Origin of the sequence: Nonomuraea fuscirosea (assembly GCF_003001935.1) — a bacterium.
Classification (GTDB): domain Bacteria; phylum Actinomycetota; class Actinomycetes; order Streptosporangiales; family Streptosporangiaceae; genus Nonomuraea; species Nonomuraea fuscirosea.
Window position 1 is genome coordinate 325171 of the sequence record NZ_PVNG01000012.1, and the last position, 26036, is coordinate 351206.

Below are 26036 nucleotides of genomic sequence, written 5' to 3' on the forward strand. Positions count from 1 at the left end.
TCGTCAGTCCTTCTTGTCCTTGTCGCCGTCGAGGGAGTACTGGTCCTCCGAGGCCGCGCCGAGCGCGGTCACGTCATGGATCTTCCAGCTGCCCTTCTCCTTCACAAGACTGATCTTAAGGTGCGAATCCCTGACCGAGCGGATCGCCTGCGAACTGTTCACCTGCTGATCCACGACGACGATGGCGTGCGCGGTGGCCTCGTCCACGTCGGCCAGGTAGACCTCGCGCACGGTGGCCTGAGAGGTGGCCTTGAGCTTGACGATGACCTGCGCCATCGTGCCGCCGAACGCCGTGTCGTAGGTGGCCAGGAAGTCGCCCGTGGCCTGGGCGGCCAGGGTGGAGCGGGTGGTCTGCAGGTCGCGGTAGTCGTAGCTGAGCAGGGCCCGGCTGAACGCGCTCGCCGCGCCGGACACCTCCAGGCGCAGCGCGCGCTCGGACTCCAGCGCGGCCCGCGCGTCCTGGGCCTGGCCGGCGGCGACCCACTGGAGCACGGCGGTGGCGGCGACGGCGGTCACCAGCATGGCGGCCAGCGCGCCGAACACCTTGGCCCGCGTGAACCGCCCGCCCCCGCGCCGCTCCCCGGCAGGCTCAGCTCCGGGCTCCTCGTCGGGCTCCTCGTCGGGCTCCTCGTCGGACACGGCGTCGGGCACAGCGTCGGGCTCGGCGGGTTCAGCGTCGGACTCGGCGCTGGACTTCCCGGTGGGTTCGGCGTCCGGGGCGGGAGCGGTGGTGCCGGTCGCCTCGGCGACCGTCTCCGTGTCCTCGGCGGGCGGGGTGGTGGGGGTCTCCGGGCGGGCCTGCTCGGCGAGCTCTTCTTTGGTGGTCAAGACGACTCCTCACGGCGGCGGGCGGCCCGGCCCGCCGCGATCCAGCCCACGATGCCACCACTCGCCACCACGGCGAGGAACATCGCGGCAATCAGCGGGACGGTGTTCGCGGGGGTTCCGGACGCGGCCCGGCCGGCGGTCGCGTCCGCCGATGACCCGGTGGCTCGCGGGGTTCTGTCCGTGCCGTCCGCGTCCTTCCTGTTCGTGCTGTCCTCCTTAGCGCCGGGTTCCGGTGTGCGGCCGCCCGGCCGGTCGTTCGCCGAGACCGGGCCGCCGGAGTCGCGGGGCCGGGCGGCGACGTCCTGGCGCTCACCGCCCGGCCGCCCGGCCGCGTCCGGATGCGGTCCTCCGTCGCGGCCCCCGTCCGGGTCGGGTTCCGGCGCGCGGTCGGGGCAGGCGCGGAGCTTGGGCACGGAGGGCGGGCCGAGCGGCCCCGCGTACTCCTCGGCCGGCTGCGGCCCGCCCGGCACGCTGAAGACGAACGCCGCCTTGCCGTACACCGTGTCCCCGCGCCGGTCGCTGATGTCGTCGGACAGGCTCAGCGCGGTCGGCACGATGCTCAGCAGGTGGTGCACGTTCCGCTCGGTCGCGGCCGAGAACGCGGGCCGGTGCGGCAGCCCGGCCGCGGTCAGCAGGCAGGAGAAGCCCGGCCGTGACTTCCTGACCGCGTCGTCGAGCTGGGCGAAGAACCCGGGCCCGTGGTCGAGGAAGGCGTTGAGATCCGATCGGGACTCCCGCAGCGTGGCCGTCACCGTGCTCAGGTCCGTGATCCCCGAGGCCAGCTGCCCGCGCTTGCCGGCCAGCGTGTGCGTGAGCCGGGTGAGCTGCACCGACAGGTCGTCGAGCACCTCGGTGTTGTCGGCGAGCGTGCCGGTCAGCGTGTGGGCGTTGTCGATGATGCGCCTGATCGCGGGCGCCCGCCCGTCCAGCGCGACGGCCAGCTCGTGCACGATGGTGTCGGCGTCCTTCGGCGGGACCGCGTTCAGCAGCTTGCCGACGCCCTCGAACAGCTTCTTGTAGTCGAGCGGCACCGTCGTCCTGGCCAGCGGGATCGTGTCGCCGGCGGCGAGAACGGGCCCGGTCACGCCGGCGGCGGGCGGCGAGAGCTCCACGTACGGCTCTCCGATGGCCGACTTGCGCCGCACCTCGGCGGTGACGCCCTTGGGCAGCCGGATCTCCCTGTCGATGTCCAGCCCCACGACGATCTTTCCCGGCGCCAGCCGTACGTCACCGATCTTGCCGACCCGGACGCCCAGGTAGGCCACGTCGAACCCGCGGATCAGCCCGGGGGAGGAGACGAACTCGGCCGAGACCCGGTAGGGCCGCTCGATCGCGTCCAGCTTGATGATCGTGCTGAACGCCCAGACCGTCATGACGATGCCGAGCAGCACGAAGAAGCCGAGGTTGAGGAGGATGCGGTGTCTCATCGTGGCGGCTCCAGCAGCATGCGGAAGTCCTCCACCGGATTGCGTACGGGATCCTCGCGCACCGACGGCAGCACGCCCTTCAGCCAGACGTAGATCATCACCTGGCCGTTCACCGTGATCGGCGGTGCGTCGATGAACCTCTGCAGCTTGGCCACCAGCGCCTTCAGGTCCTCCTTGCCCCGCTGCATGGACGAGGAGATGGCCTCCAGCTCGCGCAGCAGCGTGCGCAGCCGGGCGGCGTGGCGCGGGTACACGGTGAGGTTGGCCTGCTCGGCCAGTTCGGTGAGCGCGACGATGGTCTTCTTCACGTGGCCGCGCCCGTGCGCGAGGCGTCCGGTGGCCGCGGCCAGCGTGCCGGGCAGCCGGTCGAGTTCGGCGCTGCCCTCGGCCAGGTCGTCGCCCAGCTTGGCCAGGGCGTCGATGCTGGTGCCGAGGTCGCGGCGGGCGGCCGCGTAGGCGTCGGTGACCTGCGCCGTCTGCCTGATCAGCCGGTTGACGTCGTCGCCCCGCCCGTCGAGCGCGGTCGAGGCGGCGTCAAGGACGGCGTTGACGTCCTGCGCGCCGAGCGCCTCGATGAGCGGCCCCGCCTTGGCGGTGACCTGCTCGATGTCCGGTTCGACCGAGGTGTCGGCGATGGTGGCGCCGTCCTTCAGGTAGGGGCCCGAGGCCAGGTCCTTGCCCGGCGGCGGGCTGAGCAGCACGTAGTTCTCGCCCAGCACGGACGTCTTGGCCACGGTGGCCGTGCTGCCCCGGGGCACCCGGTGCGCGGACTGGACCGACATCGTCACCTTGGCCCGGTAGCCCTGCAGCGCGATGGCGGTGACGGTGCCCACCCGCACGTCGGAGATCTGCACGCTGTGCCCGGCCACCAGGCTCTGCACGTCGTCGAAGACCGCGTACAGGGTCATGTCGCCGGTGGTCGCGCCCAGCGTCTGCAGCGAGCAGGACGCGGTCAGCGCGAGCGCCGCCAGCGCGGCCGGAAGCCGGATCCTCATCGCGCGCCTCCCCTCCGGGAGAAGGGACAGTTGCTCAGCCCGGCGGGCAGGCACGGCACCTCGCCCAGGTTCAGCGCGTCGAACAGCGGCCGGAGCCACGCCCTGGTCATCGCGTTGAGCACGATTCTGATCTTCAGCACGTGCTGCTCGCGATCCCAGGAGTCGATCAGGACGTCGGCGAAGTCGGCCGCGCCCTTGACCGCCCGCGCCATGGAGTCGCTGTTGGCCCGGACGGTCAGCACCAGCTCGGCCAGCGTGGTCGCGGCCTGGGGGAGCCGCTCGGCGTACTGCTCGATGAGCACGTCCCCGCGCCGCACGAACCCGGCCATCGACGCGACGAAGCCGCGCAGCCGCCGCCGTTCCTCCGCCAGGATGGCGCTGGCCTCGGAGAAGGCGTCGATGGCGCCCGTCACCTGGCTCTCGCGCTCGTTGAGGCTGCCGGCCAGCTCGCTGAGCCCCTTGGCCAGGTCGATGAGCCGCTGGTCCTGCGCGGCCAGCACGCCGGTCAGCTCGGAGGTGTCGGCGATGGCGTTGTTGATCGTCTTGCCCCGGCCCCTGACGCCGTCGGCCAGGTCGCCCGCCACGTCGCCGAGCCGTTCGTCGTCGAGCGCGTCGGTGAGCTTGGTGAACGCGTCGAGCGCGTCGTCGATCTCCACCGGCAGGTCCGTGCGCTCCAGCGGGATCGTCGCCCCGGCGCCGATCCGCCGGTCGCCGGGCTTCCACGGGGGGTAGAGGACGACGTTGCGCTCGCCGAGCGTGTTCTGCGGCGCGACCACGGCCTTGACGTCGGACGGCAGCGGTACCCGCGGGTCGATCCGCAGCTCCGTCCGCACCCTGTCCCCGTCGATGGTGATGCTGTCCACGTAGCCGGCGTCGAGGCCCATGACCTTGACCCGCGCCTCCTCGTACAGGGAGGGCGCGGCGCGGAAGAAGGCCACCAGCCGGTACGGCTCCGCCCCCGTCACCGAGCACCCCGACGCCAGGAGCGCCCACCCCAGCAGCACCGCCACGAGCCGTCTCATCTGTCGCTCTTCCTGTCCTTGGCGATGGCCCCCAGCACCTCCGGGTTGATCGGCCCCAGGCCGGTGGCGATGGCCTCCAGCCACGGCCCCTGGCCGCCCATCGTGGACAGGCCGGAGAACGTCGGCCCCGCCCACGCCAGCAGCGAGTTGAGCCGTTCGTTGCTGCCGCTGAGCCGGGTGGTGATCGCCGCGTTGTCGTCGAGCACCTGGACGAGCGACTTCTCGTGCTCGTCGATCAGCCGGGTCGTGCTCTGGACCAGGTCGCTGCCGTCGCCGAGCAGGGTGCGCAGCTCGGCGCGCCGTTTGCGCAACTCGTCCAGCATGATCTCGACGGCGTCGATGAGCCGGACGAGCTGCGCGTCCTTCTTCTTCAGCACGTCCATGATCCGGGTGCCGTTGTCGAGCAGCCGCTGGAGCTGCGGCTCGCTCTTGCTGATCGTGTCGGACAGGTCGCCGATGTTGTCCAGCAGCCGGGTGACGCGCCCCTTCTTGACGGTGTCCAGCTTGTCCAGCTCGGCGAGCAGGTCGTCCACGGCGTCGGTGTCGAGCCGCTCGACGAGCCGGGTCGCGTCCTTGATGGCGTCGTTGATCAGCGTGGGCACGCCGGTCCGCTGCACGGGGATGCGCCGCCGGTCCTCGGGCAGCTGGTCCAGGTACGGGGGCGTGACCGGTCCGGTGAGCTTGACGTACCGGCCGCCGAGCAGGTTGGACAGGGTGACGTCGGCGCGGGTGGCCCGGCCGAGGCGCACGCCGTCGTCCACCTTCCAGGTGACCACCACGTGGCCCTGCGCGTAGTCGGCGCGCACCTCGGTGACCTTGCCCACCCGCACCCCGGCCACCCGCACGTCGTTGCCGGTGCGCAGCCCGCCGGAGTCGGTGAACACGCCCGACACGGTGTAGCCGCCCTCCAGCAGGCCCAGGTTGCCGACCAGGAACGTGGTGACGAGGACCGCGGCGAGCACGGCCAGCGACACCAGGCCGACGGCGTGCTTGTTGCGGTCCCTGAAGGATCCGACGCTGAAGGACTTGAGCGCCATCAGCGGCCCACCAGGAGTTTCCGCAGGTCCTGCTCGCTCTGGATCCTGGTGTTGCGCAGCGGCGGAGGCGTCTTCATCCCGTACGGGCACGGAGCGGCGTTCAGCGCCACGCAGGGGACCGCGGTGATGAAGTAGTGGCCGCGGTTGACGCTCGAGTACGCCCGCGCGAACAGCGGCTGGAACGTGCTGACCGTCTTGTCGATCCTGCCGACGTTCCGCCGGATGCCGCCGGTCAGCCCGGACAGGTTGTCGACCAGCCGGCCGAGCTCGCCGGCGTTCTTGCCGAGCACCTCGTTGGAGGTGCGGACGGTGGCCGACAGCTCCACCAGCGCGTCGTCCACCAGCTCGCGGTTGTCGGCGAACGCCTCCGTCAGCGTGACCAGGTTGTCCACGAGCCGCTCGATCTGCCGGTCCCGCCTGGCGACCACGCCGGTGACGGTGGCGTAGTCCTTGAGCAGTTGCTCGATGGTCCGCTTGCGCTCGTTGACCGTGGTCGTGATGGCGTTGACGTTGTCGAGCAGGCGCGGAATGTTGTGCTGGTTGCCCTTGAGCGACTTGGCGGCGGCGGTCAGAAGCTGGTTGATCTGGTCGGGGTCCAGGCTGCGGGTGAGCGGGCCGAGGTCGCTGATCAGCTCGCCGATGTCCACGACGGACGAGGTGCGGGTGAGGCGCGCCCCCGGCGGCAGCCGGCCGGGCGCGGTGCCGGGCAGCAGGTAGATGACGCGCTGGCCGACGGCGTTGCGCCAGCGTACGGCGGCCTCGGTGTCAGTGGGCACCCTGACCGCGTCCTGCACCTCCATGGTCACCTCGGCCCGGCCGTTCACGACCCTGATCGTGTCCACCTGCCCGACGGGCGCGCCGGCGATCTTCACCTGGTCGCCCTCGATCAGGCCGGACACGTCGTCGAACACGGCGACCAGGCGGTAGCCGCCGCCCGTGCTCACCCGCTCGATCTGCACCGCGATCACCACGATCAGCGACAGGGTGAGGCCGATGAACAGCGTGAACCGCACGAGGGTCCAGCGGCGGCGCAGGCGTTCCACGTCAGCGCCTCCCGTCGGTCGGGCCGCAGGCGCCCACGATCAGCTCGCAGACGTCGGTGGCGATGAACGCCTCCACCTGCAACTGGCGGTTGCCGCCCGGGCCCGGCGCCTCGATCAGCTCGTTGAGCAGGTCCACCAGCCGGTTGAAACCGCGTACGCCGTCTCCGGCCAGGCCGAGCTGGGCGTAGATGAGCGCGGCGACCCGCTCGCCCGAGTGCACGCCGGCCCGCAGGTTCCCGCGGTGCTTGGCCAGGCCGTGCGAGACCTGCCCGGAGACCGAGGTGACCTCCTGGAGCAGGGCGCGTACCTTGTCGGCCCGCTTGAGCAGGTCGGGGGTGATGACGTTGACGTCGGAGGAGATGGAGACGAGCTCGTCGCCCTTGTCCGACAGCGCCGTGCCCAGCAGCGCCGCGTCGTGCAGGAACCGCCGCGCCTCCGCCCGGTGCCGGTGCGCGACGCCGACGACCGTGCCGGCGTCGCCGATCAGCTCGCGCAGGTTCTCGCCCTCGCCCTCCAGCCCCTTGGCCAGCGTGTGCACGATGACCGTGACCTCGCGCGGGTCCACGGCGTCCAGGCCGCGGTAGGCGTCGCCGAGCGTGTCGGACAGGTCCAGCGGTTCCTCGGTGTCGGTGATGACGGCTCCGGCGGACAGGTAGGGGCCGGTCGTCTCGCCCGCGCCGGGCCGCAGATCGACGAACTTGGGGCCGAACACCGACGCCGGTTCCACGGAGGCCACCGCGGTCGTGGGAACCTTGACCCCCGGATCGACGTGCATGGTCACCACGGCCCTGCCCTTGGCGTCCAGCGCGATGCCCGTCACGTCGCCGACCGTGATGCCGCGGATCTTGACCGGCGAGGCGGTGTCGAGGCCCTGCCCGGCCCGGCCGAACACGGCGTCGATGCGGGTGCCGCGTAACTCGGTGGTGGTGCGCACCACGTACAGGGTGGCCGCGGCGAACACCGCCAGCACGGCGAGCGCGATGCCCATCCGGGTGGCGAGGGAGAGTTCCGCTCGGTTCACCGGCCTCACCCCGTCAGCGGTATGTTGCCGCCGCCGCCCCAGAACAGGTACGACAGCAGCAGGTTGAGCAGCACGATCGTGACGATCGACTGGCGGATGGCCCTTCCCGCCGCCACCCCCACGCCCACCGGACCGCCGGTGGCGTGGAAGCCGTGGAAGCAGTGGATGACGATGACGGCGAAGGCGAACACGGCGACCTTGGAGACGCTGAACAGGATGTCGCTGACCGGCAGGTACAGGTAGAAGTAGTAGTCGTAGACCCCGGGCGCCAGCCCGAACAGCACCGTGCACATGAGCCGGGTGGCGAAGAAGCTGGCGAACAGCGCGATCAGGTAGATCGGCACCAGCGCCAGCAGCGCCGCGACGACGCGGGTGCAGATCAGGTAGGTGAAGGCGTTGATGCCCATCACCTCCAGCGCGTCGATCTCCTCCGAGATCCGCATCGCGCCCAGCTCCGCCGTGAACGACGAGCCGACCTGCGCCGCCAGCGCCGTGGCCGCGATGATCGGGGTGATCTCGCGGACGTTGGCGAAACTGCCGACCAGGCCCATGAACGACTCCGCGCCGATGGCCTGCAGCCCCTGGTAGCCCTGCAGTCCCACGGTCGCGCCCACGACGAACGCCATCGTGAACACCACGAAGACCATGCCGCCGCCGATGACGGTGGCTCCGACGCCCACCACGACGTCGCTGACCTGGCGCAGGACGACCTTGGCGTACTTGAGCCTGAGCAGCACGTCGCGGACGGAGTAGAACAGGACCTTCCACACGAACAGCGGCCAGTCGGCCAGGGCCGCGAACCGCTCGGCGGCGTCCCGCCCCCTGAGGGCGAGTCTGAGGCCGGCCGTCCGCGTCGCCATCAGCCGGTCACCATCACAGCGACCTCGGCGGGTAGGCCAGGAAGTACACGGCGGAGATCACGTAGTTGAACGTGAACACCAGCATGAACGTCACCACGGTCGCCTGGTTGACCGCCCGCCCCACGCCCACCGGGCTGGTCGCGCACGTCATGCCCTTGTAGCAGGCCACCCCGGCCGCGATGAACCCGAAGATCCACGCCTTGAACAGCGTCACGTACAGGTCGGAGGCCACGACCAGCGACAGCGCGCCCTCGAAGTACGCGCCCGGCGTGACGCCCTGCACGATGACGTTGAAGAAGTAGCCGCCGGTCGCGCCCGCCAGGATGACCAGCGGGCACAGGCACACCGCGATCGTGCTGGCCGCCCACATGCGCGGCGTGACGAGGCGGTGGATCGGGTTGACCGACATGACCTCCATCGCGCTCAGCTCGTCCCTGATGTGGCGGGCGCCGATGTCGGAGGTCATGGCGCTGCCGCCGGCCCCGGCGATCAGCAGCGCGCTGGCCAGCGGCGCCACCTCGCGGATCAGGCCGACGAAGACCGCGCTGCCGGTGGCCGAGCCGGCGCCGAGCTGCCGGGCCAGCTCACCCACCTGCAGCGCCACGGTCGCACCGAGCGGCAGGGAGACCAGGAGCACGGGGACGCTGGTGACGCGGGCCAGGAACCAGCACTGGTCGACGAACTCCCACCACCAGCGCCTGACGTCCCAGCTCCGGCGCAGGCCCTCCAGGACGATGACGAACAGGTCTCCGACCTGGCCGAGGGCCGAGCCGGCGCGGCGTCCGACGTACCCGGACCAGGCCATCACCACCTCCGCCGCCTACGGATCAGCAACCCTACTGACGGGTTGTCCAGTAGGCCATGGCTTGGCGGTAATTTGCGGAAAAGGTATGAGGGCCGGGCCGCGCCTTGTCAGCCACGTACGAAACGTGACCGTCCCGTTACAGCTCCATCCTGTCAGAGCAGGGCGCCCATCCAGGACTCGATGCCGTCGGGGTCGCGGGGGAGCGCGTCCGACATCAGCCGGGCCCCGCCGGAGGTGATCACGAGATCGTCCTCGATCCTGATGCCGATGCCGCGCAGCTCCTCGGGCAGCGTCAGGTCGTCCGGCTGGAAGTACAGGCCGGGCTCGACGGTCAGCACGTTGCCCTCCTCCAGCACGCCGTCCAGGTAGACCTCGGCCCGCGACCTGGCGCAGTCGTGCACGTCCAGACCGAGCATGTGGCCGCTGCTGCACAGCGTGTAACGCCGGTACAGGCCCGTCTCCATCAGCGTGTCGACGCTCTGCTTCAGCAGGCCCCAGTCGCGCAGACCCTCGCAGATCACCCGCATGGCCGCCAGGTGGAAGTCACGGAAGCGGGCGCCGGGCCGCAGCGTGGCGATGGCCGCCTCCTGCGCCTGGTGGACCAGCTCGTACGCCTGCCGCTGCACGCCGCTGAAACGGCCCGACAGCGGGAAGGTGCGGGTCACGTCGGCCGTGTAGAGCGTGTCCGCCTCGACGCCCGCGTCCATCAGCAGCAGGTCACCGCGGCCGAGCGCGCCGTCGTTGCGGATCCAGTGCAGCACGCAGGCGTGCGCCCCGGCGGCCACGATGCTGTCGTAACCGGTCGCGTTGCCCTCCAGCCTGGCCCGCAGCCCGAAGACGCCCTCCAGGTAGCGCTCGCCGCGCGGATGGCCGAACGCCTGGGGGAGCGCGCGGACGACGTCCTCGAAACCGCGCGCGGTCGCGTCCACGGCCGACTGCAGCTCGCCGACCTCCCACTCGTCCTTGACCAGCCGCATCTCCGCCAGGAACGACTCCAGCTCCGCGTCACCGTCGCCCCTCGGGACGGCGGCGTCCACAGCGGCGTCCACGGAGGCGTCCACGCCCCGCAGCACCCGGGCCGGGCGGCCCAGCTCCAGGTCGCGGATGTGGGCGCACTCGACCTGGTAGAGCGCCGCCGCCTCGGCCAGGTCGGGGCGCGGTCCGGCCCAGAACTCGCCGTAGCGGCGGTCGCGGTAGAACTCCTGGCCCTCCTCGCGCGGAGCGCGCGGCCTGACGTACAGGACGGCCTCGCCGGACGGCTCGATCACCAGCACGTCGTCCGACTCGCCCGCCCCCGTCAGGTAGGAGTACGCGCTGTGCGGCCGGAACCGGTAGTCGCTGTCGTTGCTGCGCACTTTCAGCGTGCCCGCGGGGATCACCAGCCGCTCACCGGGGAACCGCTGCGCCAGCGCGGCCCGCCGCTTGGCCGCCCACGGCGCTATCGGCCGCGGCCCGGCCTCGGCGCTCGCCTCCTGAGGGGCCCAGCCGATGCGCATGAACGCGGCAAGATCGTCGGTGACGGGCAGATCGTGGCTTCCGATGTTGAGCGCCTCGGCCATGGAGCGTTCCTTGAGTGGTATGTCGGTCGATGTCGTGATCCAGTACAGGGAGCAGCCTACGGGACCGCTTGACGAGGGCCCCGGGGGGTTGTTTGCCTGGACGCAGGGTTGGAACACTGAGGGCAAGAGGTGGTGCACATGCTCATCGGGACGATCCTTCGTGGCAAGGGCAGTGACGTGACGACCGTCGCGCCCGCCGCCACTGTACGCGAGCTGCTCGCCCAGCTGGCCGAGCACAACATCGGCGCCGTCGTCGTCTCCTCCGACGGGGTCACCATCGAGGGGATCGTCTCCGAGCGCGACGTGGTGCGGCGCCTGCACGACCGCGGCGCCGCGATCCTCGACTCCCCGGTCTCCTCGATCATGACCACCGAGGTGACCACGGTCGGCCCGGGGGAGAACGTCGACTCGCTCCGGCAGACCATGACCACGCAGCGCTTCCGGCACATGCCGGTGGTGGACGGCGGCCGGCTGGTCGGCATCGTCAGCATCGGCGACGTGGTCAAGAGCACGATCGAGGAGCTGGAGACGGAGAAGGCGTCGCTGGTCGACTACCTGCATCGTTGACAGCATCGTTGACAGGGATGGGACGCTTGGTCCGTGATGTACGGGCCGCCCCCTCCTGACCATCAGCGGTTACCTGAGTACCCCCGGGCCACGAGCAGCCCGCCGATCATCGTGCTCGTCTCGGGGCTCGCCGCCCTGCTGGGCTTCCTGCTGGGCGTCTTCGTCGGCTTCGGCGCGCAGACGACCTCCGCCGAGGAGCCGGAGCCGCGGGTCACGGTGACGGTCGAGGAGAGTCAGCCGGGTCTGCCGGACAGCAGCGTGCCCGCCGCGACGCCGCCCCAGGACGGGCAGCCCACGCCCGGCCAGACCCTCCCGGACCAGGCCCCGCCTGGTCAGACGCAGCCCGGCCAGACCCCACCCGGGCAGACGCCGGGTCAGACCCAGCCGGGTCAGACCCAGCCAGGACAGACTCCGCCCGCGACGCCTCCCGGGCAGACCACCCCGCCGGGAGCCGGTGACGCGGCGACGCCGCCGCTGAACGGCGCCTCCCTGCGTACCCTCGTCGTCGGCACGGACATCCAGCCCGGCACCTACCGCACCACCGGCCCCACCGCCGGGTTCCCGCTCTGCTACTGGGCCAGGCTGCGGAACACGACCGGCGACATCATCACCTCCGGCATGCCGACGGGGCCCGCCAGCGTCACCATCCTGGCCACCGACAAAGCGTTCCAGACCGGTGGTTGCGTCGAGTGGAGCAAGGCGTAACTTCCTGCCGGAAACGCTGGACAACAGCGCAGAAACGCGCAATTCTGCTCACCGGCAGAAAGGAGGCACGCCCCAGCGTGCTGGCGTGACGCCCTGCGGTCATGGGCCACGCCACTCCGGCGTCCCTGGCCAGGACGCGTAGCGGAGAGTGCGGAACAGCGCGCGTCGCCACCGATCCCGAACCGTTCTGTTCGCGAGGAGTGTCCATGCGTCTGTCCGCTCTCGTCTCCGCCGCCGCCCTGGCGGCCGTCACCGTCGTCACCTCACTCACCACCGCCCCGGCCGCTGCCGGGTCCGCCTCCGGAGCGGCCTTGGCGACCGCGGCCGGGGCCGCCGCGCTGCCCAGTCCGGTCGCCTGCGACGGCTGCTGGAAGCCCGCGCTCAACACCAGCTGGGACTGGCAGCTCATCGCCCTGCCGAAGAAGCCGTACCCCAACGTGCAGATGTTCGACATCGACGGCTTCGACGCCGCCGACGACGGCACCATCGTCAAGTCCCTCAAGGCCGGCAAACCTGGCCGTCGCGTCGTCTGTTACATCAGCGCGGGCACGTACGAGGACTGGCGCCCCGACGCCGGCCGCTTCCCCGCCGCGGTCCTCGGCGACCCGCTGGAGGACTGGGAGGGCGAGCGGTGGCTGGACATCCGCCGCTACTCCGGCGAGCTGGGCCAGATCATGAAGGACCGGCTCGACATGTGCAAGGCGGCCGGGTTCGACGCCGTCGAGCCCGACAACGTCGACGGCTACACCAACGGCACCGGCTTCCCGCTCAAGGCCGCCGACCAGCTCGCCTACAACGCCTGGTTCGCCAACGAGGCGCACAAGCGCGGGCTGTCCGTGGCGCTGAAGAACGACGTCGCGCAGATCCCGCAACTGCTGCCGTACTTCGACTTCGCGATCAACGAGGAGTGCTGGGAGCACTCCGAGTGCACCACCGCCCAGAACGGCGGGTCGTACGGCTACGACCAGTTCGTCAAGGCCGGCAAGGCCGTGTTCCAGGTCGAGTACAACCTGGCCACCTCGAAGTTCTGCTCGAAGTCCAACGCCCAGAACTTCAACTCGCTGAAGAAGACCTACGACCTCGACTCCTACCGCGTGGCCTGCCGGTAGGACAGGCGTTTGCACTGGTAGGGCGAGCGTAGGAGGATGCGCTCAGCCCACCAAGGAGGAAGACATGTCGGTGTTGCAGAGCTTTGTGGACAGCGTGCGCAACGGGGCGATCGAGGTGATCGACCTCACCGCGCCGCTGACGGCGGAGACGCCGATCCTGCAGCTGCCCGAGCCGTTCGGCAACACGATCCCGTTCCGGCTGGAGGAGATCAGCCGGTACGACGATCGCGGCCCGGCCTGGTACTGGAACGACATCCACACCGGCGAGCACACCGGCACCCACTTCGACGCCCCCGTCCACTGGGTCACCGCCCGCGACGGCCAGGACGTCTCCCAGGTGCCCGCGCGCAGCCTGATCGCGCCCGCCGTGGTGCTCGACCTGGCCGCGGAGGCGTCGAAGGACCCCGACTTCCTTCTCCAGATCGACCACGTCAAGGAGTGGGAGCGGGCCAACGGCCCGCTCCCCGAGGGCGGCTGGTTGCTCTACCGGACCGGCTGGGACGCCCGCTCCGCCGACCAGGCCGCCTTCCTGAACGCCGACGAGACCGGCCCGCACACGCCCGGCATCTCGGTCGAATGCGCCCAGTGGCTGGCCGCCGAGACCCCCATCCTCGGGCTCGGCGTCGAGACCGTGGGCACCGACGCGGGCGCCGCCCACTCCTTCGACCCGCCCTTCCCCTGCCACTCCTTCCTGCTCGGCGCGGGCAAGTACGGCCTCACCCAGCTGCGCAACCTCGACCGCCTGCCGGTGACCGGCGCCGTCGTGGTCGCGCCGCCGCTGCCCATCGAGGGCGGCTCGGGCAGCCCCGTGCGCGTGCTCGCCCTGGTCGAGCGTTGATCGTCGCCGAGGCCGTGGGCCGGGTCCTGGCCGCGTGCGGGGCCGGGACCACCTTCGGGGTGGTCGGTAGCGGCAACTTCCACGTCACCAACGCCCTCGTGGCCGCCGGCGTGCCCTTCGTCGCCGCCCGCCACGAGGGCGGGGCCGCCACCATGGCCGACGCGTACGCCAGGATGAGCGGCCGGGCCGGCATCGTGTCGGTGCACCAGGGTCCGGGGCTCACGAACGCGATGACCGGCATCACCGAGGCCGCCAAGAGCCGCACCCCGCTGATCGTCCTGGCCGGCGAGGCCACCGAGCCCCAGTCGAACTTCCACATCGACCAGTCCGCCCTGGCCGTCGCCGTGGGCGCGGTGGCGATGCGGGTCACGGGGGCCGTGGACGTGGTGGAGCAGGTGGTCCGGGCGTACCAGGTGGCCGTGGGGGACCGCCGCACGGTCCTCCTGAACCTTCCGCTCGACGTCCAGTCCACTCCCTGCCCCGACCTCGACCCCACCACCCTGACCACCCGGACCACCCGCCTCCTCACCGCCGCCCCGCCCTCGACCGCTCCCTCCGCTTCCACCGCGACCGGCTCCACCCCCACGCCGGCCGGGCGCTCCAGCGAGGAGCCGGCGGGCGGGGCGGGTTCCGGGCCGGAGCCGTCGCCTTCCACAGGTGTGCCTTCAGCGGAGGACGGGCTGCTGGAGCTGGTGCGGGCTCTGGAAACCGCGCGGCGGCCGGTGTTCATCGCCGGGCGCGGTGCCCGGGGGGCCCGGCGGGAGCTGGAGGAGCTGGCCGAGCGGACCGGGGCGCTGCTGGCGACCTCCGCCGTGGCCAAGGGGCTCTTCCGCGGCAGCCCGTGGGACCTCGACGTCTCCGGCGGCTTCGCCACGCCCCTGACGGCCGAGCTGATCCGCGCCGCCGACCTCGTCGTCGGCTGGGGCTGCGCCCTGAACATGTGGACCACCCGGCACGGCTCCCTGATCTCGCCCGGCACGCGGGTGGCGAAGGTGGACCTCGACCCGGCGGCGCTCAAGACGCACGTGCCCGCCGACGTGGGCGTGGTGGGCGACGTGGCGGAGGTCGCCCGGTCGCTGACCGCCCGGGTGCGGGCCGGCGCTCCTGGTTACCGCTCGCCGGAGCTGGCCGGCCGGATCGAGGCGGAGGGCCGCTGGCGGGCGGTCCCGTACGAGGACGAGAGCGGCGGCGGCCGGATCGACCCGAGGACGCTCACCATCGCGCTCGACGACCTCCTGCCCCAGGACCGGATCGTCTCGATCGACTCCGGGAACTTCATGGGATACCCGTCGATGTTCCTCGACGTCCCCGATGAGAACGGGTTCTGCTTCACCCAGGCGTTCCAGTCGATCGGGCTCGGCCTGGCGACCGCGATCGGCGCGGCCGTGGCCCGTCCCGACCGGCTGCCGGTGGCCGCGCTCGGCGACGGCGGCGCGCTCATGGGGCTGGCGGAGCTGGAGACCGTGGTCAGGCTCGGCCTGCCGATGGTGATCGTGGTGTACGACGACGAGGCGTACGGGGCGGAGGTGCACCACTTCGGCCCGCACGGCCATCCGCTGGACACGGTCAGGTTCCCCCCGGCCGACCTGGCCGCCATCGCCCGCGGCCACGGCCTGGCCGCCGTGACCGTCACCGGGCCCGACGACCTGGCGGGCGTGGCGGAGTGGACCGGAGGCGAACGGGACCGCCCGCTGCTGGTGCACGCCAAGGTGACACGCGAACGCGGCTCATGGTGGCTGGAGGAGGCCTTCAAGGGCCACTGATCCGAGCACCCTGATCCGAACACCCTGATCCGAGCACCCTGATCCAAGGACCCCTGATCCGGGGGTCTCTGGTCCAGGGACCCCCGGTCCGAGGGGCGCGGATCAGAGTTTGCGGAAGGCGCGGGACTCCTCGGCGGCCTCCAGCACCTCGGCCAGCGACGAGCCCGCGCCCGCCGCCACCGCGGCCGCGATCGCGCCCTCCACGAACGGCACGTCCGCCACCACGATCCGCTCTTCCTCCTCCAGCAGCCGGGCGGTCAGCACCGAGCTGCCCAGGTCGGGGATGAGCACCACCCCGTGGCCCTGATCGACGCTGCGCACCGCCGCCTCGACGCGGTCGATGGAGGTGCCCAGCCCGTTGTCCGAGGTGCCGCCGGCCGCCGCCACGGGGGCGTCCGGCCCCGCGATCCCGAGGGCCAGCGCCATCGCCTCGGCCGCCAGCCCGGCACTGTGCGAGACCAGCACCACGCCCACCATCACACCGCCTCCACAGTCGCTCCGGCGGCAGCCCGTCCCCCATCGGCCTCTCCGGCAGTGGCCCGTCCCCCAGCAGCCCGTCCCCCAGCAGCCCGTCCCCCAGCAGCCCGTCCAAGTCCAGTGACAGTCCGTCCGGTCACGGGCCTAGCCCGCCACGGTGGCCAGCGCCGTCATGAACAGCACCGCCGACGCCGCCCCCGGATCCTCGTGCCCGATGCTGCGCTCACCCAGGTAACTGGCCCGCCCCTTGCGCGCCTGCATCGGGATGGTCGCCTTGGCGCCCTCGGCGGCCGCGCGGGCCGCCTGGTCGAGCGCCTCCTGGACGCTCACGCCGTCACGTACGGCCAGCGCCAGCGCCCGTGAGGCCGGGGCGAGCGCGTCCACCATGGTCTTGTCGCCCAGGGCCGCCTTGCCGAGCCGCTCGACGGCCACCACCCCCGCCTCGAAGGCCGCCGAGAACCCGGCCAGCGTCACCGGCGTCAGCAGCGCCTTGCCCATCTGCCGGAACACCGATCCGTACAGCGGTCCCGACGCGCCCCCGACCCGGCGGATCAGCGTCGTGCCCGCCGTCGTCAGCACCTCCGCCGCCGACTCCGGCGCGGAGTCGGCCAGTGCCTTGCACACCTCGGTGAGGCCGCGGTCGAGGTTGGTGCCGTGGTCGGCGTCGCCGATGGCCGCGTCGAGCCGGGTCAGGCGGTCGCGCTCCTCGCGCACGAGCCGGGCCGTCTCCTCGAACCAGGCCACGAACAGGTCGGTGTCCATCAGCGCCCCCAGCGCAGCGCGGGCGTCTCGACCGGCGCGTCCCACAGCCGGGTCAGCGCGTCGTCCAGCAGGCAGACCGAGACCGAGAAGCCCTGCATGTCCAGACTCGTCACGTAATTACCCACCAGCGAGCGCGTCACCCGGGCTCCCTTGCCCTTGATGAACGCGGCCACCTCCGCGAACACGACGTACAGCTCCATGAGCGGCGTCCCGCCCATGCCGTTGACCATGACCAGCAGGTCGCCCCGCAGCGGCTGGTCGCGGTGGACGGCCTCCATCGCCACCTCGGCCAGCTCGCGCGCCGGCGCCAGCGGCACCCTGGCCCGGCCCGGCTCGCCGTGGATGCCGATGCCCAGCTCCACCTCCGTCTCCGGCAGGTCGAAGGTGGGCTTGCCGGCGGACGGGGTGGTGCAGGAGGTCAGGGCGATGCCGAAGGACCTGCTGCGCTCGTCCACCTCCTGCGCCACGGCCGCGACCCGGGCCAGCGGCGCGCCCTCCTCGGCCAGCGCCCCCGCGATCTTCTCCACGAACAGCGTCGCCCCGGTGCCGCGGCGGCCGGCCGTGTAGAGCGAGTCCTGGACGGCGACGTCGTCGTCCACCAGCACGCTCGCCACCTCGACGCCCTCGACCAGCTCCGCGGCCATCTCGAAGTTGAGCACGTCGCCGGTGTAGTTCTTGACGATGTGCAGCACCCCGGCGCCGCCGTCGACCCCCAGGGTCGCCTCGATGATCGGATCGGGCACCGGCGAGGTGAAGATCTCGCCGGCACAGGCGGCGTCGAGCATGCCGTGGCCGACGAAACCGACGTGCAGCGGCTCGTGGCCGGAGCCGCCGCCGGAGACCAGGCCCACCTTCCCGCGGCGCGGGCCCTGCGCGCGGTAGACCACGTGGTCACGGATCCGCAGCGAGGGGTGGGCCGCGGCCATGCCGTTCAGCGCGTCTTCAACGACGGATTCTGCCGTGTTGATGAGCTTCTTCATGGTCGAAACATCTGCCCGTTTTCACGACCGCGCAAGCGTCGTAGCGTGGGCGGAGTGGATATCGTCTACAGTCCCTTCGACGCCGCGACCAACGACGACCCCTATCCCGTCTACGCGCGGCTGAGGGCGGAAGCGCCGCTCTACCACAACGCCGAGCTCGGTTTCTGGGCGCTGTCCCGGCACGCCGACGTCTCGGCCGCCCTCGCCGACAGCGCGCTGCTGTCCAGCGACCACGGCCCCATGCTGGAGCCGGGCGCCTCGGGTCCCGAGGCGCGCAGGTTCCTGTCGTTCGTGGCGATGGACCCGCCCGAGCACACCCGCATGCGCGCCGCCATCTCCAAGGGCTTCACCCCGCGCCGGGTCGCCGCGCTGGAGCCCATGATCAGGCAGATCGCGCGCGAGCACATCGTCCGGGCGGTGGATCGGGGCACGTTCGACTTCGCCCGCGACATCGCGGCCAGGCTGCCGCTGGACGTGATCTCCGAACTGGTGGGCGTGCCGCCGTCCGAGCGCGCGGGCGTACGCCGTGACTTCAGCGCCCTGATCGGGTACGCCCTAGACGGCGAGACGGCCGACGACGGGCTCAAGAGCCTGGTCTCGCTCGGCGGCTACTACGGCTCGATCATCGCCGAACGCCGGGCCGAGCCGCGCGACGACCTCGTCTCCGTCCTCGTCGCGGACGAGGAGCTGAGCGACGACGACATCGTGGCGTTCCTGTTCCTGCTCATCGGCGCGGGCGCGGAGACCACGACCCACCTGCTCAGCGCCGCCTGGTACTGGGCCTGGCGCAACCCGGACCAGCGCGCCGCCGCCTTCGACGGGGCGATCACGCCGTGGATGGAGGAGTCGCTGCGCTACGACACCCCCGCCCACGGCACCGCCCGCCGGCTCACCCGCGAGAGCGAGTGGTACGGCGTCCGCGTCCCGGAGAACGCCAAGATGTGGCTGCTGATCGGCTCCGCCAACCGCGACGAGCGGGTCTTCCCCGGCGCCGGCGACTACGACCTGAGCCGCGACACCGCCCGCTCCCTCAGCTTCGGCGTCGGCCGCCACTACTGCCTGGGCGGCGCTCTCGCCCGGCTGGAGGCCAGGATCGCGCTGGAGGAGCTGACGAAGGCCGTCTCCCCCGGCTACGACATCGATCCGGCCGGCATCAGGAGGACCGCGCACGGCAACGTCAGGGGCATGGTGAGCCTCCCGACGTCCGTGAAACCCGCCTGAGTACGTTACCTTCTGCTCATGGCTGAGATCGTGTACCCGCCGGTGATCGCCGCCGCGCGGACCCTGTTTCGCGTGCTCGACATCAAGTTCCACATGGAGGGGACCGAGCACGTGCCGCGCACCGGGGGAGCGGTGCTGGTGAGCAACCACATCAGCTACCTCGACTTCATCTTCGCCGGGTTCGCCGCGCTGCCGTCGAAGCGGCTGGTGCGCTTCATGGCCAAGCAGGACGTGTTCGACAACCGGATCTCGGGGCCGCTGATGCGCGGCATGCACCACATCCCGGTGGACCGGGAGGCGGGAGCCGGCTCCTACGCCACGGCGCTGCGCATGCTGAAGGCCGGTGAGGTCGTGGGCGTGTTCGCCGAGGCGACGATCAGCCGGTCGTTCACCGTGAAGGAGATCAAGAACGGCGCCATCCGGATGGCCCAGGCGACCGGCACGCCCGTCATCCCGGTGGCGTTGTGGGGCGACCACCGGCTGTGGACCAAGGGGCGGCCGCGCAACCTGCTGCAGCGGCACGTGCCGGTCACCATCCTGGTCGGCGAGCCGATGCACCCCAAGCGCGGCGAGAACGTCAACGACCACACCACCGACCTGCACCGGCGCCTGTCGGAGCTGGTGGACCGGGCGCAGCGCACCTATCCGGAGGTGCCGCAGGGGGTGTGGTGGCAGCCGGCCCACCTCGGCGGCTCCGCGCCGACCCCGGAGGAGGCGGCGGCGATGGACGCCGCCGAGGCCGAGGCCCGCGCCAAGAAGGAGTGACCACGTGACCACCACTGGCCGGCCGTCCCGCGAGGGGCGGCCGGCGGGTCAGATGGCCGCCTGGTAGGCGCTGGCGCGCATGCCGGCGAGTAACCCCGCCGTCTGCTCCGGCGTGTAGCGGCGCACGGGGTCGTGGTGCAGCAGGCCCTCGATGAGCGGCCGCATCACCCCGGCCCGCCGCGGCGGCGGGTAGGGGCCGCTCCTGGCCATGCCGAGGACGGTGGCGGCGTCCTGGCCGGGGTAGGGCGGCTGGCCCTCGATGGCGCTGTAGAGCGTGGCGCCGAAGGACCACATGTCGGCCTCCTTGCTGGCCGGCCCCCCGTGCAGCCGCTCGGGCGCCATGAAGGCCGGAGTGCCGCGCAGCCGCCGCGAGGTCGTCATGCGGATGTCACCCTCGGCGGTCGCTATCCCGAAGTCGGTCAGCACCACCCGGTCACCGGTCAGCATGACGTTGGCGGGCTTGACGTCGCGGTGCAGCACGCCCGCCTGGTGGGCGGTGCGCAGCGCCGCGAGCAGGTGCTGCCCGATCGCCGCCACCGACTGCGCGGGCAGCGTGCCCACCTGTGACAGCAACTGGTGCAGCGAGAGCCCGTCAAGGTATTCCATCACGATCCAGAGCTTCCCGCCCTCCTCGATCAGGTCATGCACCGTGACGATGTTGGGATGCGTCAGCCCGGCGGCCATCCTGGCCTCGCGCAGCACCCGGCGGCGGACCATCTCGGCCTCACCGGCCAAGGTCAGCTCCTTCAGCGCCACCGTACGGTGGAGGAGCTGATCGAACGCCCGCCAGACGACTCCCATACCCCCACGACCGGCCTCCTCGTTCAGGAGGTACCGTCCGCCGATCTCCCGCATACCATCCCCTCTAGCTCGGGGATAATCATGTCACCTCAGCACAGGCTCTTGGGTGCCTAACGTGATCCGGACATGTCGGAAAGTGCAGCTTCGCTGGTCAGAGGCCCAGAAATTTGATCTGACAAGGCGCGCCGCATCAGTCCGACACCGACCAAACATACTCCAGTCGCGCCCACGAGGACGGCTCCAAGCCCGGCGAACTCGGCCACGACGCCTCCCGCGGCCGCTCCGAGCGGCATGCCACCCATCCCGACGAGCCGATATGCCGAGTTGACCCGCCCGAGCAATTTCGCCGGAATCAGCCGCTGCCGGGTGGAGATCACCAGCACGTTGCCCCCGGCGCCGATCACCCCCCACAGCACGGCGGTGGGATAGAGCGTCCACGGCGAGGGCACGATCACCGGCACGAGCAGCAGCAGGCTGCTGACCAGCCAGCAGCCGGCCAGCGTCCTGAACTCCCCGAACAGCCCCGCCGCCCGGTCGGCCAGCAGCGAGCCGAACACGGCGCCGGCGGCGAAGGCCGTGGCCATCAGGCCGTAGCCGGCCGGTTCGAGCCCGATCTCGGACCCGTCGCCGACCGCCCACAGCACGAAGACGGCGAAGTAGGCGGAGTTGGCCAGGTTGAGCAGCCCGGCGGTGACCGCCAGGCCGCGCAGGACGCGGTGGGACCACAGGAAGCGCAGGGCCTCGGCGATGTCGGCACGCATCGGCCGCCGAGCCTCCGCCCCGTCCCCGGTTCCCTCTCCCCTCGTGGTGGTTCCGGTCTCGCCCGGCGGCCGGTACGCGCCGCGCATCCCCAGCAGGAGCAGCCCGGCGGCGGCGTACAGCAGGGCGGGCGCGCCGAAGACGACGGCGGGCAGCGTCGCCACGAGCAGGCCCGCGACCGGAGCGCCGACGAAGTCGTTGCCGATCATCTGGGCGCTCGACACCCGCCCGTTCGCCCTGGTCAGCGCCTCGTGAGGGACGGTCATGGGCAGGACGGACTGCGCCGAGAGGTCGGCGAAGACCTCGCTCACCCCGGCCAGCAGCACGGCGGCCAGCAGGAGCCAGAGGTTGAGCAGGCCGAGCACGGCGAGGAGCGTGACGCCGGCCAGGATCACGGCCCGGACGAGGTTGGCGCGCACCATGACGCGGCGGCGGTCGGCCCGGTCGGCGATCGCGCCCGCGTGCAGCGCCAGCAGCAGCCACGGCAGCGTGGTCGCGGCGGCCACCAGGGAGACCAGGATGGGGGAGCGGGTCATCGAGACGGCCAGCAGCGGCGTGCCGATCTTGAGCACGCCGTCGGCCAGGTTGGACAGGGCCGTGGAGGACCACAGATAGGCGAACGAACGCCCGAGACGCGCCATGGCAGCCTCCGCTATCGTGTAAGGGAAAGTGTGCACAGAATTCTTTGCAAAGATAGGCTTGCACAGTATGAGACGCAAGAGCTTTTCCGCCAGAACGCTCGACGCGAACGCCATGAAGTCCTTCGCGCACCCGCTGCGCCTGCGGCTCTACGACCTGCTCGACGAGCACGGGCCGTCCACGGCGACCCGGCTGGCCGGCCTGGTCGGGCAGAACACGGGGGCGACCAGCTACCACCTGCGCGAGCTGGCCAGACACGGCATGATCGAGATCGCGGAGGGGATGGGGCGGGGGAAGGAGAAGTACTGGCGCGTCACGCCGGGCGGCTTCTCCTACGGCGAACCGTCCGAGGCCGACCCGGAGGCGGCGGGAGCGGTCGAGTACCTGCTCGACGACCTGGTCCGCCAGCGCGGGGAGGAGCTGTCCCGATGGCGCGAGGAGTCGCCGACGGCCCCGGAGGAGTGGGTGGCGGCGAGCGTCTTCGGGCGGCGCTCGCTGCGGCTCACGGTGGCGGAGACGGCGCGGATGCGGGACGAGGTGTTCGCGGTGCTGGAACGCTACCGCGCGGTCTCCGACGGCAGGCCGCCCGAGGCCCCGGAGGACCTCGGGCGCGTGATCGTGCACTTCGACGTCCTGCCGGTGGGAGCCGGCCGCCCGGCGCCGGATGACGACGACTGATCAGGCCGCTCACTCACCGGCTCGGCCTGACGCGACGAGGCCGCGGGCTCCGGCGTCAGGTGCGGAGGCCGTGCGGGGTCACGTGATGAGGCCGAGGGCGCGTTCGGCCAGGCCCTCCGGCGCGGTGCCGGGGGAGCCGCAGGCGAACGGCGGGCGCGGGTCGTACTCGATGGCCAGTTGCACGCTCTGCGCCGTCACCGGATCGGCGGCCTGCGCCAGCAGCGTCAGCGCCATGTCGATGCCCGCCGACACCCCCGCCGCCGTCACGATCTTCCCGGCCGTCACCACCCGCTCGCTCACCGGCTCGGCCCCGAAGCGGGTGAGGAAGTCGAGGATGGCCCAGTGCGTGGTGGCCTCACGCCCCTCCAGCAGCCCGGCCGCCCCGAGCAGCAGCGAGCCGCTGCACACCGAGGTCGTCCACTGAGTGTGCTCGTGCGCCTGCCTGATCCACCCGACCAGGGCCTCGTCGGACAGGACGTCGAGCGTTCCAGAGCCGCCGGGGACCACGATCACGTCCGGGCGGGGCAGCTCGGCGTACGAGGCCGTGGCGTTCAGCAGGAGCGTGCCCTTGTCGTCGGCGACCGGCCCGCGCTCGGCGGCCACGAACGTGACCGTCCAGCCGGGCGCGAAGGCCAGCACCGTGTACGGGCCCACCGCGTCGAGCGCGGTGAAGCGGGGATAGAGGGGGATGGCCACGTGCATGGGTCTGCCCTTCCTCGGTGGAGACGTGCGCTTCGAAACTACCCCGGAACGCCGAGAGCCCCCGGGGGCAGGACCGGGGGCTCTCGCCGGAGATGGGTGATGGAGAGATCAACCCATGTGCGGGTAACGGTGGTCGGTCGGCGGCACGAACGTCTCCTTGATCGCGCGGGCGCTCACCCAGCGGGTCAGGTTGAGGATCGAGCCGGCCTTGTCGTTGGTGCCGGACGCGCGCCCGCCGCCGAACGGCTGCTGGCCCACGACGGCGCCCGTCGGCTTGTCGTTGACGTAGAAGTTGCCCGCCGCGAAGCGCAGCCGCTCGGCCGCCGCGGCGATGGCGTAGCGGTCCTGGGCGATGATCGAGCCGGTCAGCGCGTACGGGGCGATGCCCTCCATCTGGTCGAGCACCGTGTCGTAGGCGCCGTCGTCGTAGACGTGCACGCCGAGGATCGGCCCGAAGTACTCCTTGACGAAGAGCTCGTCGGCCGGGTCGGCGCACTCCAGCACGGTGGGCTTGACGAAGTAGCCGACGGAGTCGTCGTAGGAGCCGGTGAGCACGTCGATGTTCGAGGACGCCTTCGCCCGGTCGATCGCCTCCTTGTGCTTGGCGAACGCCCGCGCGTCGATGACCGCGCCCATGAACGTCGACAGGTCGGCGGCCACGTCGCCCACGGTCAGCGACTCGGCGGTGGCGACGAAGTCGTCACGCATGCGGTTCCAGACCGAGCGCGGCACGTACGCCCGCGAGGCGGCCGAGCACTTCTGCCCCTGGTACTCGAACGCGCCCCTGATCAGCGCCGTCGTGAGCACCGCCGGGTCGGCGGACGGGTGCGCGAGCACGAAGTCCTTGCCGCCGGTCTCGCCGACGAGGCGCGGGTAGCCGTGGTAGGAGGCGATGTTCGCGCCGATCGTGCCCCACAGGTGCTGGAACGTCGCGGTCGAGCCGGTGAAGTGCACGCCGGCCAGCGCCGGGTGGGTGAGCGCCACCTCGGATACGGCCTGCCCGTTGCCGGTGACCAGGTTGATCACGCCCGGCGGCAGCCCGGCCGCCTCCAGCAGCCGCATCGTGTGGTGCGCGGCGAGCTGCTGGGTGGGCGACGGCTTCCAGACGACGACGTTCCCCATCAGCGCCGCCGAGGCCGGCAGGTTTCCGGCGATGGCGGTGAAGTTGAACGGCGTGATGGCCAGCACGAAGCCTTCGAGCGGCCGGTACTCCATCCGGTTCCACACGCCGGGCGACGAGATGGGCTGGTCGGCGTAGAGGCGGCGGGCGTAGGCCACGTTGAACCGGAAGAAGTCGATCAGCTCGCAGGCCGCGTCGATCTCCGCCTGCTGCGCCGACTTCGACTGGCCCAGCACGGTCGCCGCGTTCAGCGTCTGCCGCCACGGGCCCGCCAGCAGGTCGGCCGCCTTCAGGAAGATCGCCGCCCGCTCGTCGAACGACAGGGCCCGCCACGCGGGCGCCGCCGCCAGCGCGGCGCCGACGGCGTCCTGCACGTCCTGGGCCGTAGCGTCGTTGGTACGGCCCAGGACGGAGGCGTGGTTGTGCGGCTGCACGACGTCGACGCGGGCGCCGCCACCCTGTCGCTGCTCGCCGCCGATGGTCATGGTCAGGTCGATCGAGGCCCCGGCCAGCTCCTTGATGCGGTTCTCCAGCGCCGCCCGCTCGGCGCTGCCGGGGGCGTAGCCGAGCACGGGCTCGTTGGCCGGCGTGGGGACGTTGCTGATGGCATCCATTTACTTACCCCCAAGGGCACGAAGGAAGAAGGCGACGTTGGCGGGGCGCTCCGCCAGGCGGCGCATGAAGTAGCCGTACCAGTCGTCGCCGTACGGGACGTAGACGCGGACCGTGTGGCCGGCCCCCGCCAGGGCCTCCTGCCGGTCGGTCCTGATGCCGTAGAGCATCTGGAACTCGTGGTCGCCGATCGCCCGCCCGAACCGGTCGGCGAGCAGCTCCGTGATCGCGATCATGCGGTCGTCGTGCGTCGCCACCATGGGGTACCCCTTCCCCGCCATGAGGATCCGCAGGCATCGCACGTACGCCTTGTCCACGGCCGTCCGGCCCTGGTGCGCGACGGAGGCCGGCTCGCGGTAGGCGCCCTTGACCAGCCGCACCCGCGAGCCCTCCGCGGACAGGTCCCGGCAGTCCTGCTCGCTGCGGAACAGGTACGCCTGGATCGCCACGCCCGTCGCGGGATGGTCCTCGCGCAGCTTGCGCAGGATGGACAGGGTGGAGTCGACCGTGGTGTGGTCCTCCATGTCGAGCGTGACGGTCGAGCCGCCGGCCGCCGCGGCGGCGCAGATCTCGCGGGCGTGCTCCAGGGCCATGGCGTCGTCGAGCCGCTGGCCGACGGCCGACAGCTTCACCGACACCTCGCCCCGCGATCCGAGCCCGAGCGGCCTGATCGCCTGGAGCAGCGTGATGTAGGCGTCGGCGGTCGCCTCGGCGGCCCGCGCGTCGAGCGTCTCCTCACCGAGGTGGTCGACGGTCACGGCGAGCTTCGCGTCACTCAGGCGTTCGACCGCGTTGCGGGCCTCTTCGACGCTCTCGCCCGCGACGAACCGGCCCACGACCTTCTTGGTGGGCGGGAAACCCGACACGGCACGGCGTACGGCACCGCTCCTGGAGGCGGCGAGCAGCAGTTGACCCAGCATGTGTCCCAGTGTAGAAACCGC

The 26036-nt window shown here is 71.7% G+C and carries 26 protein-coding genes; 8 read left to right on the plus strand and 18 right to left on the minus strand.

Annotation, left to right across the window (positions count from 1 at the left end; translation table 11 throughout):
* Nucleotides 1–3: 3 nt before the first annotated feature.
* The 10 genes from B0I32_RS28035 to B0I32_RS28080 form a co-directional block, all read right to left on the minus strand.
* Nucleotides 4–828, minus strand: coding sequence for a hypothetical protein (locus B0I32_RS28035; RefSeq protein WP_106244799.1), 825 nt, complete (start codon nt 826–828; stop codon nt 4–6).
* Complete coding sequence (locus B0I32_RS28040) at nt 825–2255, minus strand: MCE family protein (protein ID WP_106244801.1); 1431 nt, start codon at nt 2253–2255, stop codon at nt 825–827. Before B0I32_RS28040 ends, B0I32_RS28035 begins: the two co-directional genes overlap by 4 nt.
* Nucleotides 2252–3250, minus strand: coding sequence for an MCE family protein (locus tag B0I32_RS28045; protein ID WP_106244803.1), 999 nt, complete (start codon nt 3248–3250; stop codon nt 2252–2254). Before B0I32_RS28045 ends, B0I32_RS28040 begins: the two co-directional genes overlap by 4 nt.
* On the minus strand, nt 3247–4272 hold the full coding sequence (locus B0I32_RS28050; protein ID WP_106244805.1) for an MCE family protein: 1026 nt from the start codon (nt 4270–4272) through the stop codon (nt 3247–3249). The genes B0I32_RS28045 and B0I32_RS28050 overlap by 4 nt, the downstream gene beginning before the upstream one ends.
* A complete protein-coding gene (locus B0I32_RS28055) occupies nt 4269–5309 on the minus strand; it encodes an MlaD family protein (RefSeq protein WP_106244807.1) in 1041 nt (346 codons plus the stop codon). Before B0I32_RS28055 ends, B0I32_RS28050 begins: the two co-directional genes overlap by 4 nt.
* Entirely contained in the window at nt 5309–6352 is a 1044-nt protein-coding gene (locus tag B0I32_RS28060; protein ID WP_106244809.1) for an MCE family protein, read from the minus strand. Before B0I32_RS28060 ends, B0I32_RS28055 begins: the two co-directional genes overlap by 1 nt.
* A gap of 1 nt (nt 6353) precedes the next feature.
* Complete coding sequence (locus tag B0I32_RS28065; RefSeq protein WP_106244811.1) at nt 6354–7373, minus strand: MCE family protein; 1020 nt, start codon at nt 7371–7373, stop codon at nt 6354–6356.
* A gap of 5 nt (nt 7374–7378) precedes the next feature.
* Nucleotides 7379–8233, minus strand: coding sequence for an ABC transporter permease (locus tag B0I32_RS28070; protein ID WP_106244813.1), 855 nt, complete (start codon nt 8231–8233; stop codon nt 7379–7381).
* A 13-nt stretch (nt 8234–8246) separates the two neighbouring features.
* A complete protein-coding gene (locus B0I32_RS28075) occupies nt 8247–9038 on the minus strand; it encodes an MlaE family ABC transporter permease (RefSeq protein ID WP_106244946.1) in 792 nt (263 codons plus the stop codon).
* A 152-nt stretch (nt 9039–9190) separates the two neighbouring features.
* Nucleotides 9191–10597, minus strand: a complete 1407-nt coding sequence (locus B0I32_RS28080) for an aminopeptidase P family protein (protein ID WP_106244815.1) — start codon at nt 10595–10597, stop codon at nt 9191–9193.
* Nucleotides 10598–10735: 138 nt separating this feature from the next.
* Between B0I32_RS28080 and B0I32_RS28085 the strand changes: the two genes are divergently transcribed.
* From B0I32_RS28085 to B0I32_RS28105, 5 genes are all read left to right on the plus strand, one after another.
* Nucleotides 10736–11164: a CBS domain-containing protein gene (locus B0I32_RS28085; protein ID WP_106244948.1), complete on the plus strand. Its 429-nt coding sequence runs from the start codon at nt 10736–10738 to the stop codon at nt 11162–11164.
* 36 nt (nt 11165–11200) lie between these two features.
* Nucleotides 11201–11869, plus strand: coding sequence for an Rv1352/Rv1906c domain-containing protein (locus tag B0I32_RS28090; RefSeq protein ID WP_483870143.1), 669 nt, complete (start codon nt 11201–11203; stop codon nt 11867–11869).
* A gap of 206 nt (nt 11870–12075) precedes the next feature.
* Nucleotides 12076–12978, plus strand: coding sequence for an endo alpha-1,4 polygalactosaminidase (locus tag B0I32_RS28095; protein ID WP_106244818.1), 903 nt, complete (start codon nt 12076–12078; stop codon nt 12976–12978).
* Between the two features lie 64 nt (nt 12979–13042).
* Entirely contained in the window at nt 13043–13816 is a 774-nt protein-coding gene (locus tag B0I32_RS28100) for a cyclase family protein (RefSeq protein WP_106244820.1), read from the plus strand.
* On the plus strand, nt 13813–15579 hold the full coding sequence (locus B0I32_RS28105; protein WP_106244822.1) for a thiamine pyrophosphate-binding protein: 1767 nt from the start codon (nt 13813–13815) through the stop codon (nt 15577–15579). Before B0I32_RS28100 ends, B0I32_RS28105 begins: the two co-directional genes overlap by 4 nt.
* A 102-nt stretch (nt 15580–15681) precedes the next feature.
* On the opposite strand, the gene B0I32_RS28110 is transcribed toward B0I32_RS28105, so the two are convergent.
* The 3 genes from B0I32_RS28110 to dhaK form a co-directional block, all read right to left on the minus strand.
* A complete protein-coding gene (locus tag B0I32_RS28110) occupies nt 15682–16056 on the minus strand; it encodes a PTS-dependent dihydroxyacetone kinase phosphotransferase subunit DhaM (RefSeq protein WP_106244823.1) in 375 nt (124 codons plus the stop codon).
* A gap of 144 nt (nt 16057–16200) precedes the next feature.
* Nucleotides 16201–16818, minus strand: coding sequence for a dihydroxyacetone kinase subunit DhaL (dhaL, locus tag B0I32_RS28115; RefSeq protein WP_106244949.1), 618 nt, complete (start codon nt 16816–16818; stop codon nt 16201–16203).
* Entirely contained in the window at nt 16818–17798 is a 981-nt protein-coding gene (gene dhaK / locus B0I32_RS28120; RefSeq protein ID WP_106244825.1) for a dihydroxyacetone kinase subunit DhaK, read from the minus strand. The genes dhaL and dhaK overlap by 1 nt, the downstream gene beginning before the upstream one ends.
* 54 nt (nt 17799–17852) lie before the next feature.
* Here dhaK and B0I32_RS28125 point away from each other — a divergent pair, with 54 nt between their 5' ends.
* Nucleotides 17853–19019 carry a cytochrome P450 gene (locus tag B0I32_RS28125; protein WP_245956073.1) on the plus strand — a complete coding sequence of 389 codons (1167 nt, stop codon included), beginning with the start codon at nt 17853–17855 and terminating at the stop codon, nt 19017–19019.
* A gap of 18 nt (nt 19020–19037) precedes the next feature.
* Nucleotides 19038–19784 (plus strand): lysophospholipid acyltransferase family protein, encoded by a 747-nt coding sequence (locus B0I32_RS28130; RefSeq protein ID WP_106244828.1) that lies wholly within the window; start codon nt 19038–19040, stop codon nt 19782–19784.
* Nucleotides 19785–19832: 48 nt separating this feature from the next.
* On the opposite strand, the gene B0I32_RS28135 is transcribed toward B0I32_RS28130, so the two are convergent.
* Together B0I32_RS28135 and B0I32_RS28140 are read right to left on the minus strand one after the other, a co-directional pair.
* The gene (locus B0I32_RS28135) at nt 19833–20639 is read right to left on the minus strand and encodes a serine/threonine-protein kinase (protein ID WP_106244829.1); all 807 of its coding nucleotides are present in this window, start codon (nt 20637–20639) and stop codon (nt 19833–19835) included.
* 56 nt (nt 20640–20695) lie between these two features.
* A complete protein-coding gene (locus B0I32_RS28140; protein ID WP_106244831.1) occupies nt 20696–21985 on the minus strand; it encodes an MFS transporter in 1290 nt (429 codons plus the stop codon).
* A gap of 67 nt (nt 21986–22052) precedes the next feature.
* On the opposite strand from B0I32_RS28140, the gene B0I32_RS28145 reads away from it, so the two are divergent.
* Entirely contained in the window at nt 22053–22661 is a 609-nt protein-coding gene (locus B0I32_RS28145) for a winged helix-turn-helix domain-containing protein (protein ID WP_106244832.1), read from the plus strand.
* A 78-nt stretch (nt 22662–22739) separates the two neighbouring features.
* Here the strand turns inward: B0I32_RS28145 and B0I32_RS28150 are convergent, their stop codons facing one another.
* The 3 genes from B0I32_RS28150 to B0I32_RS28160 all read right to left on the minus strand — a co-directional run bounded on the left by B0I32_RS28150 (nt 22740) and on the right by B0I32_RS28160 (nt 26015).
* Nucleotides 22740–23363 (minus strand): DJ-1/PfpI family protein, encoded by a 624-nt coding sequence (locus B0I32_RS28150; protein ID WP_106244834.1) that lies wholly within the window; start codon nt 23361–23363, stop codon nt 22740–22742.
* 108 nt (nt 23364–23471) lie between these two features.
* Nucleotides 23472–25097: an L-glutamate gamma-semialdehyde dehydrogenase gene (gene pruA / locus B0I32_RS28155; protein ID WP_106244836.1), complete on the minus strand. Its 1626-nt coding sequence runs from the start codon at nt 25095–25097 to the stop codon at nt 23472–23474.
* A complete protein-coding gene (locus tag B0I32_RS28160; protein ID WP_106244838.1) occupies nt 25098–26015 on the minus strand; it encodes a proline dehydrogenase family protein in 918 nt (305 codons plus the stop codon).
* Nucleotides 26016–26036: the final 21 nt, after the last annotated feature.